The following is a 12819-nucleotide window of genomic DNA, read 5'->3' on the forward strand; positions in this document are numbered from 1 at the left end:
CAATCCTCTCTAAACTATCTGTGAATTTCTGTCAATAGTTTTTTTATTCTACCTTTAATGTAGCTACAAACGTATCTAACTTTTTCTGTACATTCTCTTTGTTTAGCTCACCAGTTTTGATTTCAGTTGCAATGCCAACAGCATTAGACCAGTATTTTGAGGTGAATTCTACGGATGTAGGCTGCATAACAGATGCCGTATTTACTTCGTCTACGATAACCTTTGCCACTTCATCCGCCTGTAATTCTTCGGATTGTCCTGCCTTAAGATTGGTAGGTACCTGACCATTCTTTTCAAATCGTTCTAACTGCATCTCTTCGCTCCCGAGATAAGCTGCGAATGCTACTGCTACAGCAGGATTTTTTGACTGAGAGTTAACACCAATTGCTTTGGAACCATAGAAGCCTTTTAACTGATAGTCCGTTCCGTCTGGATTAAAAGTTGGGATTACTGCCAAACCTAAATCATCGCCTAAAGCCTCCTTATAAAGATTATAGTTCCAGGAACCATCAAACCAAGCACCTATTCTGTGATCTGCTGTTAATTCGGATAGAGAAACATCATCTGCAAATGCTGTTTTAGGGTTATTTATTAAGTCGATCAAGTAATTTGTTACAGCGACACCGGTCGGATTATTCCAGTTAGCGCCAGCTGCAAAATCTGTCTGGCTTTCACCATAGATTGTTAAGTCTGCTCCGTAGTACCAGGCGCCTAATTTCCAGCCGCCAGCGGGGTCAAAGCAGAAATTGTAGACTTTATCACCTGTATCTTTCGTCATAATGCCTTCAACGGATTTTATGTCTTCTGCGCTTAACAATGATTTATCATAATACATAATGAAGGTGTTATGAGTAAAAGGAATCCCATAGATTGCATCGTCTTTTGTCACTGTTTTTACAACAGATTCCCCCATGGTGGATTTAACCATTTCTTCTGTGCTTCCGCCAAGTCTTGCAATAGCTCCAGCATTGATTAACTCATTTAACTGGTCACTTGCAAAGAAGAAGACATCACCGGCGGTTGATACATCTTTTAATATCTCATCTTTTAAAGTATCTTCCCCTTGTGTTTCAACATTAAATCTAATATTCCATTCAGGATGTAGTGCCTGAAAAGATTTTGTCATAGAATCCAAGGTTCCTGTTTGAATTTGATTTTCGGGGGCCCAAATTTTTAATGTTACAGGCTCTGCTTCTCCCGTTTTGGTTGTGGCTGATTTCATAGGTCCCGGAGTTGTACCATTGCTTGTGACATTCTTACTGCATGCAGAAGAAGATACTACCATTGCAGCGACCATAAGTAAGACTAACAAATTTCTCTTCATAAAATACCTCCCCTTAATAAATAGTTTTGATTTTCATCATTCATAGTTTCTATCATAAATCAACAGTTTTCTTCATTGATTCACAACCAATATTATTAAATTATAAAACTTATAACTTCCAAATGTCCTGATTATAGCCCTTGATTGTTCTGTCGGAGGAGAAATACCCAGCACGGCTGATGTTCTCCAACATCAGCTTTGACCATTTGACACGGTCTTCATAATCTTCAACGATTTCTTCCTTTTTCGAGATGTATTCTCTCAAATCCAGTAAGGACATGAACCAATCCTTTGAAATAAACTCCTGATGTAAGCGTTCCAGATTCTCTTTTTTACCAACTTTCATCAGGGTATCGCTTACAATAAAGTCAACCAAATTATGGATCAATGCATCTTTTTTATAAAAATCTTTTGATACATAATCTCGATTATCGTAATGAGCAATGACTTCTTCACTGGATTTTCCAAAGATATAAATATTATCTTCCCCAACCAACTCTGCAATTTCCACATTGGCACCATCCATTGTTCCTAAGGTAATTGCTCCGTTTAACATGAACTTCATATTCCCTGTACCACTGGCTTCCTTGGAGGCCAAAGATATCTGTTCAGATATCTCACAGGCAGGAATCAGCTTTTCTGCTAACGTAACATTGTAGTTCTCAACCATGACTACGTTTAGATAAGGATTTACTTCCGGATCCTTAGAAATCACATCCTGCAAACATAAAATCAGATGAATAATATCTTTGGCTATAATATAAGCAGGAGCTGCTTTTGCACCAAATATGATTGTAATCGGTGTTTTGGGCTTATTGCCTTTTTTGATCTCCAAATATTTATAAATAATATACAGTGCATTCATTTGCTGTCTTTTATATTCATGTAAACGCTTGATTTGAATATCAAAAATGGAGTTTTCATTAATCTGAATTCCCTCTGTCTGCATTAAGTATTCTTTTAGTACTTTCTTGTTCTCGTTTTTTATCTGAAGCAATGTATTTAATACTTTGCTGTCTTCTTTAAACGCCAACAGCTTCTCCAATTGTCCTGCATCCTTTTTAAATCCGTCACCAATCAATTCGCTGATATAAGAGGTCAATGGATAATTGCAATGCATAAGCCAGCGCCTGAACGTAATACCATTGGTTTTGTTATTGAATTTCTGTGGATATATTTTATAAAAATGATTGAGTTCATTTTCTTTTAAGATTTCCGTGTGCAGGGCTGCAACACCGTTTACACTAAAACCGTAATGGATATCGATGTGAGCCATGTGCACACAGTCCTCTTTGTCGATGATATATACGGACGGATCATCAAATTTACTTCTGACTCTTTGATCCAGTACTTTAATAATTGGAAGCAGATGAGGCACTACTTTCTCTAAATACCTAATTGGCCATTTTTCCAAAGCCTCCGCTAAGATTGTATGATTGGTGTAGGCACAGGTCTTTGAAACAATCTCAATTGCTTCCTCCATGTCAATTCCCTTTTGTATCAGTAAACGAATTAGTTCAGGAATAATCATGGTAGGATGGGTATCATTGATTTGAATTACCGCATATTCATTTAAATCCTTTAATGAACTTCCTTTCTTTTCACATTCTTCAATAATCATCTGTGCTCCATTGCTTACCATAAAGTATTCTTGGTAGATTCTGAGCAATTCCCCTTTCTCATCACTGTCATCTGGGTATAAGAACAGAGTGAGATTTCGCCTGATATCCTCTTTATCAAAGAAAATCCCATCCCCTACTATGGATTCATCCACGGTATCAAGGTCAAACAGATGAAGGTGGTTGGTACGATTCTCGTAACCAGTTACTGCAATATCATATAACGTTGAAGTGACTGAAAAATCTTTGAAGAGAACCGTATAAGAAGTGTCTCTCTTCGTTAACCAGCTATGTTTGGTAATCCATGGATTGGTGGTTTCTTTTTGCAGATTCTCTTTAAATAACTGACGGAATAACCCTAAGTGGTAATTCAAACCGATACCGTCACCGTTTAATCCCAGGCTGGCAATGGAATCCAGAAAACAAGCTGCTAATCTTCCCAGACCTCCGTTTCCCAAAGACGGTTCTAGCTCTACATTTTCGATTTCTGTAATTGATTTACCATTTTGAGCCAATTCCTCTCTCACTTCATCGTAAATCCCCAAGTTGATTAAGTTATTGGATAATAACTTACCAATCAAAAATTCAGCGGATATGTAGTAAACCTTCTTCTTACTCTCTTCCCCTTTCTTTTCATCTGCCATGCTTTTTGTCATTTCCAAAAGTGCCAAGTAGATTTCTTCATTGCTGCATTCTTGAAGTTTTTTCCCGTATCGATCTTGTACTGATTTTCCTAACATTCTAACTACCATACCTTTCACTAATACCTGCCAGCCTCCAGCTGCAAGTACAAAATTGGGTGTTCTATTTCTTACTTCACACCGTTCCTTACTTCCTAAGCAGCAATCACGCTTACCGATTACTATTTTGTATCAGCTCTTTGATGCCACTAATTTCCTGTTTGAACTCGTCAAAGCTTTTTAACTTCCATTCCCAGTTAGGGGACCCCAGTGTACCCGGCGTATTGATTCTTCCTTTGTTTCCTATGTCAATCACATCCTGCATGGGAACAATGGCAATGTCTGCAATGCTGTCAAATGTCAATTTAAGAAAGCGCTTTGAAATGGCATTATCCTTATAACCAAGCTTTTCTAATGCGTTTCTGATTACAGCCTGTGTTTCTTTCACCTGTGAATCATACCAGCCGCGAATTGTTTGATTATCGTGGCTTCCTGTATAAATCACCATATTACGTACATCTTCAAAGTCATTGTTATTTTCCTCGGGATCAAAAGTAAACTGTACAATCTTCATTCCCTTTAATCGATAATGATTCTTTAATGCATGAGCTTCTTTCCTTAAATTCCCCAAATCCTCTGCAATGATTTCAAGCCGGGGGAATTTTTCTTTGATTAAATCAAACACTTCATAACCAGGTGCCTCAATCCAATTTCCTTCAACTGCAGTATCACAGGTAGCAGGAATCATCCAATAGGTATCAAATGCCCTGAAATGATCAATTCGAATGTAATTAAAAAGTTTACTGTTATATGCAATACGATCAATCCAAAAGCTGTAGTTGGTTTCCTTTAAGTACTCCCAATCATAAATCGGATTCCCCCATCTTTGCCCTGTTTCACTAAAGTAATCCGGCGGTACTCCTGCGATAAATACAGGCTTTCCGTCTGAATCCAGTAAGAAGCATTTTTGATTTATCCATACATCCAAAGAATCGATTCCTACATAGAACGGAATATCTCCCATAATCTTGATACCATGATTGTTGGCATAACTCTTTAATTTCATCCATTGTTTGTAGTATTGGTATTGTACAAACATCTCATAATTAATTTCATTGCTGTAAGCAGAAATGTCATACTTTTTATCTTTGATCCATTCTTTTTGTTCCAAGCTCCATTCATTCCAACATCTTAGGTGATTCTGCTTCTTTAAGGTAATAAATACTGCATATAAGTACACCCATTCCTGAGCGGCGAAATCTTTATATTCTTTCGTCGGTAAGAAGCGATCAAATGCTTCCTTTAAATAAATGCCTTTGAATGCCCTTACTTTTTCATAATCCACACAAGAGCTGTGCTCCATAAACTTGGGCGGTTCTTTCCTTAATAAGCCTTCTAAAAACAACTCTTCCAAGCTGATATAAATCTCATCCCCCGCAAAGGAAGAGTAGGGCTGATAGGGCGAATTACCATACCCCAAGGGATTTAACGGCAGTACCTGCCATATATGAAATCCACCTTTTTCCAATAAATCTATTAATTCATAACTATACTTTCCCATATCTCCAATTCCATGATCGGATGGCAATGACGATAAGGGCAAAAGCATTCCCGCTTCTCTCATATAACAGCTTCTCCTTTTCCTAGTTAATTTGCTGCAATACGCTCGGAAAACGGTTTCCGAGCTTTGAAAAAAAATTATATTAATGTTATTCCTATTTCTGAATAACATCCATATAATTAATTTTACATATCTCATAAGGTATCAGAACATGTCTGCCAGTTTCTCCATTAAGCAATTTCTTGAGTTCATCAAAAGCCTGCTTGGACTTTCTGCTAAAATCCTGTTTCACCGTATTCATCTCAATCTGTGTATATCCCATTAATCGAATGCCATCAAAACCGCATACAGGACGGAATAAATCCATCTCCGTCAATGCAAACACCGCACCGATAGCCATTAAGTCTGATGCACATACAACCACATTGATCTTGGAAGCATACTTTTGTGTGATCTCTCTTGCTTTATATTCATTAAAATCACCATACTTTATAATAAGTTCAAAATGGTACTCTCCCTGCAGCTTCTTCATGGCTTCTAACCTTCGGTCCGTTATATATCCGCCTGCACCACCCGCAATATAAAGTACGTTATTAATGTAATCATTTTCATCAAAAGTCTTCTTTGCTACATCATACTGTGCCTGAAAGTGGTCAATGGATACAGATGAAGTTCTTGCATTAGTGATCGGAGAATCAACTAAAACGCAAAAAAACTCTTGCTTCTCAATAATTTTATATATGTTCTTATTCTCTATGGATAAATTATATATAATCAAACAATTAATCCTTTGGGATTTCAAAAAATTAGTAACCTCTTGGTAACTCATCTCCTCAAACTGAGAACTAAAAAATGTCACCACTTCTATGCGATATTCTTTTGCTTTTTCAAAAGCGCCTGTCAAGTGCTGCATATTGATTTCTTCGACAAACTCGCTATTATGTCGGATATCAACAATCAGTCCTACCCGGTTAAATTCCTTTTTAGAAAGGGATACTGCAACTGAGTTCGGCACATATCCTAACTCTTCAACAACTTTCTCCACCTTTAATCTAGTCTCTTCACTCACCAGAGAATAATTGTTCAAAACCTTAGATACTGTAGATTTTGCTACTCCTGCCTTTTTCGCTACATCGTTTATAGATACCATCAAATTGCCTCCTGCGGAAAACGGTTTCCTATTTCTTAATATACAATTCTTTATCCTTTTTGTCAATGCATTTTTCATATTTTTCATAATCATATCGTCCTATATTGTATTTTTTTGTAACAATATATAACATTTTAGATTCTTCCATTCTTAAGCACTACAAGCAACTCCACATTTTGACTGTAGAGATCCACTTCTTTATTTTAGTTTTTTCTAGAATTTTCCTCTATTATTCGAACATATATTCGAATATAATAAAAACAGAGGTGGTCATATGGACAAAGTAATTTTTCACATTGATGTAAATTCAGCATTTTTAAGCTGGGAAGCCGTATACCGACTGCATCATCTTGGTGGTAAGCTAGATCTGCGGGAAATACCGTCTGCGGTCTGCGGAGATACGGAAAAGAGGCACGGTATCATTCTGGCAAAGAGCATACCCGCAAAAAAATACAATATTAAAACGGGGGAGGCTGTGTGGGAGGCCGTGAGAAAATGCCCTGACCTGACTATGGTTCCTCCAAACTACAATCTATATCAGAAATCCTCGGAAGCCTTTCTTCATCTTTTAAAACAATATTCCCCTTCCGTGGAACAATACTCCATTGACGAAGCCTTTGTAGATATGACCGGGACAAATTCCTTATTTGGAACACCCACAGAAGCAGCTGAGGATATGAAAGAACGAATTTATAAAGAATTAGGCTTCACTGTAAACATCGGTGTTTCCAACAACAAAATTTTGGCTAAGATGGCATCAGATTTTAAAAAGCCCCATCGAGTTCATACGTTATGGAAAAGTGAAATCCAAACAAAGATGTGGCCCTTACCGGTATCGGAACTGTTTTTCGTAGGTCGTGCTACCTTTGCAAAACTCCACAACCTAGGAATTAAGACCATTGGAGAACTGGCTCAAACAGATCCTTCTATCCTTAAAAATCATTTTGGCAAGCATGGAGAAGTTATCTGGTCCTTTGCAAACGGAATTGATTTTTCCGCCGTAGAGCCAGACCCTCCTCCTAACAAGGGATACGGAAACAGCACTACTATTTCCTTTGATGTCACCGATTCCAACACAGCCAAATTGGTCCTTTTATCTCTGGCGGAAACCGTGTCCGCAAGACTGAGAGAGGATGGCGTAAAAATCGGTGTTGTATCTGTGGGCATTAAAAATTACAACTTTGAATACTGCGGACACCAGAAAACCCTTGGCGCGCCCACCGATATAACAAAAGAGATCTTTGAGACCTCCTGCCAGATCTTTGATGAAATGTGGGATAATGTGCCAATACGCCATTTGGGCATTCACACAAGTCGAGTAACCAGCGAGACCAACCGCCAGTTGAACCTATTTGATAAAACAGATTATGAGAAGCTAGAACGGCTTGACAAAGCTATCGATGAAATCAGAAAACGTTTTGGTACAGACAGTATTAAAAGAGCCAGCTTTGTACAGACCAAGGCCGTTGATCATATGAGCGGGGGTGTCAGCAGAGAAAAAAGAACGGTGAATTATAGCAATGAAATAATTATATAAGAGGTTGGATATATGGGTAAATTCGGGATCGGAACCAATGTAAAAGATATTGACAGCGGTGCAATTAGGGGAAAGCTGTATCACATTGCCTGCAAAGCGTGGTTTACTTCCACTTGCACCCCCATCCCTTTAAGTTTTAAGTTTGAAGGCGAAGATGGAATCATACAGACCGTCTCCTCTTTAAATATCAAATATACAGAAGATAAAAATTATTCTGGCATCCCGTCAAAGGAATATGAATGTGAAGCTATAATAGGCGGCATTCTATGTAGATTTAAACTGGTTTTTTATATGGAAGCTTGTAAATGGATCATGGTGATTTAATTGGGTAAGAAACAGGCCCTTTGAATCTGGAATTATTCCAGTCCCAAAGGGCCATTTTACTTTAAACACTATACTTTTAATTCTGGGAGCCCTGCAATAGACGTAAGCAGGGACATGATGCCGGCAAGGGCGGCCGTGGAGCCCACCAGTGCCCAGTCAACGCCTGAAATCACTGCAGTTGTTCCAATGGCAGCTACGGCTGTCTGGGCCATGGTTTTAATCGCCCGGATTCCTGCGGCCCGGATCCATCTCTTCCAATATTCCTTATCCATTTACTTGTCCTCCTTCTCTACTGATATTTTATGCTCTAATATAAAATATGCGCTTGATCAGGGGACTAGCACCATTTAATGGGGAAACATGTCCCTGGTCTGTATAATTGCTTCTAGATCCTTATAGATAGTTCCATTCCAGCTCCCCGGTTCTCATTTGGTCGAATGGAAAATCCAAACTTTTGGTAAAATTCTTCTTTCCCTTTGGCAGCAAAAAGTCCCATGGTCAAATTTGTCTCTGGAATCCCGTGCTCCTTTGTATAGGCAATCAATCGTTCCATTATGGATTTTCCGATGCCCTTTCCCTGATATTTAGGAAGAATAACAAGGTCCTGAACATAACATATTAAAACTCCATCACCAACTAGCCTTCCCATTCCAATCACCTGACCCTGATCCATTACCGCAATTGTACACAATGAGTTTTTTAAGGCATCTTGTGCTTGTTGTTCCAATAGTTCTCCCCAACCTGCAGATACTCTCAATCGAACAAAATCCTTTGCAGTCAGAATATTCTCTTTTATCTCATACTCCATAGGTCAGCCCCTTAAAATTTTTGTCATTTTATCGCATGATAATGTCATTTCATTTTCTTGTATTTCATACACTTCTGCTTTATGATATCCATGAGAAAGATAGAATTGTATTGCCCGGTTGTTGGCTGATAAAACTTCTAAAACACAATACTTACACCCTTGCATCACCATTTCGGCTTCGATTTTCTGATAAAACAAGTGCCCGATGCCAATGCCAATGTATTGAGGCAGCAAATAAAATGCATGCCATTGTGCAAATCGCTCATTTCCATCATCGGCAGTTCCAAACACAGTACTTCCAATCATTACCCCATCAAGTTCTGCAACAAGGCAGGTGTCACCGCTCTGCACGCTCTCTTGTAAGATTGGCGCCCAGTGGTCCGATTTTAGTGAGGACAGATATTCATCCTCCATAAGCCCTTTGTAAGCAGATACATAGCTGACCCTGATTTGTTCGCTAAGCATTTCAATTTCATCTAGGGCAGGTACACGGTATTTTATGTCCATTTACTCCTCCGAAAAAACTGTTATATTAATGGCAGACACACAGGTAAAAATCCATTTGAGGATTTTCATTTTTCAAACAGGAAAAGATGTGACTCTCATGAAAAGTCAGCATTCTATGGTGGAGAGAATTTTAGCTATTATTTATTCATTCCTGCAATAAATTGATTTTCTTTCACTGTGGCTTGTACCCAAGCAGGCCGAAAACCACTTTTTATTGCATTCCTCGTAGATTTCAAATTTGACCATGCACAGCAATAAAAAGGTACTATTTCCATTTCTAATAACTGAGTGGCTAAGTTACTGGTAAGGCTAGAGGCGATCCCCTGTTTTCTATACTCCGGCAGAACATCAATCCCTATTTGCCATAAGGTATCGCAATCAGCCGAACACGCTGCAAGTCCAATAAGTTTCCCATGATCAAACGCACCAACTGCCAACTTGTCCCGTTGTGGATCACTTTGAGTCAACGCGTTATTCCATTGAGGAAGATAATACTCAGTCAATTCCTCCGGATGCATAAGCTTCGTTTCATACCCACAGGAAAGACGTTTTAAGGAGTTCATGTCTGGTAAAAAATATTCTGCCATAAAACAAACATTTAAGTCAAAAGGTTTTAGCTTTTCAATGAGAACAAGCAGGTTAGGCGTCTCAAAGCAATGTTCAACAGGATACTTTTCTATGTACTTTTCCACAATTTCTTTTAGTTCTTCAGAAACAGAAGCCACAATGTTATTGCCATAGGAAGTCAAATCACAGTGAAATGGTAATTTCAAATATCTTCTGGCATCCGGATTTTTTCCAGAGAGCACAATTTTATTATCTGCCCTCATAAAATCATCCATAGAACAATTGCTGTCAATTGCAGACTGTTGCATCGCAATTTCAATAATATCTTTATTTCTCATAGTACCCCTTCCATAAGTGATACAAGAAACTCTTTTGTATCATCTACTTCGTAATAAGCCACTCTTTCGCCTTCTCAAGATCATCAATACATGTCATGGCAAATAGAGTGCTTGTCTTTCTTTTCTTAATATAGTTTTTCATTTTTGCTGTTAATCCCACAAAAACCACTTTTCTGATTTGCTTCTTTAAGCCCACAAACCCTTCCACGATCAGTTCTAATATTTCAAGGTCAACATCTGACTCATCTAGTACAACCGCAAGAAAAGAGCTGGTGGATGGTCTGCCAATATTTAATAAATCCTGATGAAACTTTTCTTTTAGCAGTTCTTTTTTATCATAGAGAGAATCCAAGTGTTCACACCAGATCTCTCCTCCATTATAAGATAAGGAAAACGACTTTTTCTTTAAACCAACTTCATATCTTTCCATTCATTTTCTCCTGTTCTATCTTTTATTCCTCCAGCTCTGCAGTTCAATGATATTTCCTTCCGGATCTTTTGCATAAACAAATACCGCTTCTATGTCATCCGGATATTCTGCTGTAACAACCTCACCGACTTTTCCTCCTCCTGCGCGTATGATTTCTTCTAAAACCATTTCCACATCATCTACTTCAAACGCAAGGTGAGCTATACCAGGCCGGTTGATTTCTGCAATTACAGTATCTTTAATTGTATCATAAGAAAAGATCTCCAGTGTCGGATGGTCGCTTCCATAACCAGGCAACAGTAGATGCTCTCCAACAATATGAGCATCCTTTAGATTCGTAAGCTTATCTAGCCACTCTCCTTTTAAGTCCCTTTTTTCGTCGATGCTCTGACAATGGAGGACTTTCTTATAAAATGCAATTAGCTTATTTGGATCTTTCGCAATTATATTGGTATGTACATATCGAAACATATTTTTCCTTTCATCCATAAGTTATTAGATTTCTCGTAATCGAAACATTGAGAACTCATTTAATGATGGTTGATGACCACCATCAAAAGTAAAATCTTCAAGCCCACTTTGGCTAAAGAAACCAATCTCAAGCTTTCCCTCAAAGTACTCACCATCAATTTCCTGGGACAAATGCCACGCGATCTGACGGGAAAAACTATCTGGCCCAACACCTTTGCCTCCAATTGGTAATTTACCTCTGACTTCAGGATTCTCTTTATCCACTAATATGGCAATCTGATAAGCAGTTAGAAAACATCGTTCTCCATTATATTTCCCACTGTTAGAATTCCTCTCGTTTTCTAGTAACGCCTTTACAATTGGTCGAGTTTCAATCCAATCTAACATATTTTTCTCCTTTTCTATATTAAATTATTATTTATAGTTTTATTTGATCGAAATTTAGAGGCCCCAATTTGGATTATGAAAGAAGATTTTGGATTTTTAAAGCATATACGAAAATGTTATTTCATAGATCAACGGTAGTACATTGGTTATTAAAAAAGATAAATGTAAATTATTGGTATCATTTCATTTTATCAGCAAATAAATCAACTATCAATATTATATTTTAAATATATGATACTATGATACATTTGACACCAACTTTTTGTCCAACATATCATGCCCGACTTCGCTTGTTCTCCACTAAAGTTACTCGGCTCATAAAAACCACTCTATAGGATTCGTATATGTAATACTTTCATACATATAAAATGCGCCCAGCCGGAGCCGAGCGCATATCTAGATAATTATCAATTATAATAAATCGCTTATGGAAAAACATCAATTTTAAAGCAGTGATATATGAATAATTAAATACATACTGATTTAATTAACACTGACCCTTATTATCGATAGAACAAGAAGACGCATAACTTTCTAAATCCTCATTCTCCGTAGGCAGATCAACAAACTCTCCTATATCAAAGGTTTTTTCACCATTTTCCAGTATAAAGAATGGGATTCCAATCCTGCCAGAATCCTTAATTTCCTGAAAAATAGTATCATTATCACGGTAAGCTAAAAACTCCTTTAATGTAGCCGTGTCGCCTATGATATTTTTATATTCAAGTTCAATATGTTTAAGTGCTAATAAGCTTTTCTTGGATTTTACACAATCAGGACAAATTTCTGCCCCGTACATAGTTATCTTCATATTTGCCTCACATTCTGCATCAGTAGTAAATGCTATTCTTTTTGTTATTGTTACCCTATTATTATAGGCTTACTCCTTCATCACGTCAATGTGATATATAGCTAATACTAGCGAAAACAATTCCTATGACTCTAATAATCAGTGAAACCGGATCCATTTCAGCGGAACAAATTTTCTTCCTTCATCAATTCCTAGTTTTTTATTTACATAGGCTAAATACAACAAACTTGGGACATTATCAAAGTGAGAAATAGCATCGGCATCGGCAACACACAATTCTTCTATTGTTATTTTTGAGTTTAATA

14 protein-coding genes are annotated in these 12819 nt (G+C 37.6%); 2 read left to right on the forward strand and 12 right to left on the reverse strand.

The features are described from left to right. Positions 1–43: 43 nt before the first annotated feature. The 4 genes from BET01_RS19560 to BET01_RS19575 form a co-directional block, all read right to left on the reverse strand. Positions 44–1324, reverse strand: coding sequence for an extracellular solute-binding protein (locus BET01_RS19560; RefSeq protein ID WP_120198559.1), 1281 nt, complete (start codon positions 1322–1324; stop codon positions 44–46). Between the two features lie 109 nt (positions 1325–1433). Next, positions 1434–3695, reverse strand: a complete 2262-nt coding sequence (locus BET01_RS19565) for a glycogen/starch/alpha-glucan phosphorylase (protein ID WP_120198560.1) — start codon at positions 3693–3695, stop codon at positions 1434–1436. Positions 3696–3795: 100 nt separating this feature from the next. Further along, positions 3796–5247 carry a 4-alpha-glucanotransferase gene (malQ, locus tag BET01_RS19570; RefSeq protein ID WP_120198561.1) on the reverse strand — a complete coding sequence of 484 codons (1452 nt, stop codon included), beginning with the start codon at positions 5245–5247 and terminating at the stop codon, positions 3796–3798. Positions 5248–5338: 91 nt separating this feature from the next. After that, a complete protein-coding gene (locus BET01_RS19575) occupies positions 5339–6334 on the reverse strand; it encodes a LacI family DNA-binding transcriptional regulator (RefSeq protein WP_120198562.1) in 996 nt (331 codons plus the stop codon). A gap of 274 nt (positions 6335–6608) precedes the next feature. On the opposite strand from BET01_RS19575, the gene BET01_RS19580 reads away from it, so the two are divergent. Beyond that, positions 6609–7871, forward strand: coding sequence for a Y-family DNA polymerase (locus tag BET01_RS19580; protein ID WP_120198563.1), 1263 nt, complete (start codon positions 6609–6611; stop codon positions 7869–7871). Positions 7872–7883: 12 nt separating this feature from the next. After that, positions 7884–8195 (forward strand): hypothetical protein, encoded by a 312-nt coding sequence (locus BET01_RS19585; RefSeq protein WP_120198564.1) that lies wholly within the window; start codon positions 7884–7886, stop codon positions 8193–8195. A 68-nt stretch (positions 8196–8263) separates the two neighbouring features. Here BET01_RS19585 and BET01_RS19590 read toward each other — a convergent pair whose 3' ends face one another. The 8 genes from BET01_RS19590 to BET01_RS19625 all read right to left on the reverse strand — a co-directional run bounded on the left by BET01_RS19590 (position 8264) and on the right by BET01_RS19625 (position 12514). Beyond that, positions 8264–8467 (reverse strand): holin, encoded by a 204-nt coding sequence (locus BET01_RS19590; RefSeq protein WP_120198565.1) that lies wholly within the window; start codon positions 8465–8467, stop codon positions 8264–8266. A gap of 113 nt (positions 8468–8580) precedes the next feature. Further along, positions 8581–9003 (reverse strand): GNAT family N-acetyltransferase, encoded by a 423-nt coding sequence (locus BET01_RS19595; protein ID WP_120198566.1) that lies wholly within the window; start codon positions 9001–9003, stop codon positions 8581–8583. 3 nt (positions 9004–9006) lie between these two features. Next, on the reverse strand, positions 9007–9510 hold the full coding sequence (locus BET01_RS19600) for a GNAT family N-acetyltransferase (protein ID WP_120198567.1): 504 nt from the start codon (positions 9508–9510) through the stop codon (positions 9007–9009). A gap of 137 nt (positions 9511–9647) precedes the next feature. Then, positions 9648–10415 carry a GNAT family N-acetyltransferase gene (locus BET01_RS19605; RefSeq protein WP_120198568.1) on the reverse strand — a complete coding sequence of 256 codons (768 nt, stop codon included), beginning with the start codon at positions 10413–10415 and terminating at the stop codon, positions 9648–9650. Between the two features lie 43 nt (positions 10416–10458). Further along, complete coding sequence (locus BET01_RS19610; RefSeq protein WP_120198569.1) at positions 10459–10845, reverse strand: hypothetical protein; 387 nt, start codon at positions 10843–10845, stop codon at positions 10459–10461. Positions 10846–10860: 15 nt separating this feature from the next. After that, on the reverse strand, positions 10861–11316 hold the full coding sequence (locus BET01_RS19615) for a VOC family protein (protein ID WP_120198570.1): 456 nt from the start codon (positions 11314–11316) through the stop codon (positions 10861–10863). A gap of 24 nt (positions 11317–11340) precedes the next feature. After that, positions 11341–11703: a hypothetical protein gene (locus BET01_RS19620; protein ID WP_120198571.1), complete on the reverse strand. Its 363-nt coding sequence runs from the start codon at positions 11701–11703 to the stop codon at positions 11341–11343. A 487-nt stretch (positions 11704–12190) separates the two neighbouring features. Beyond that, the gene (locus tag BET01_RS19625; protein ID WP_120198572.1) at positions 12191–12514 is read right to left on the reverse strand and encodes a glutaredoxin; all 324 of its coding nucleotides are present in this window, start codon (positions 12512–12514) and stop codon (positions 12191–12193) included. Positions 12515–12819: the final 305 nt, after the last annotated feature.

The organism is Lacrimispora algidixylanolytica (assembly GCF_003609635.1).
In the GTDB taxonomy this organism is placed as follows: domain Bacteria; phylum Bacillota; class Clostridia; order Lachnospirales; family Lachnospiraceae; genus Lacrimispora; species Lacrimispora algidixylanolytica.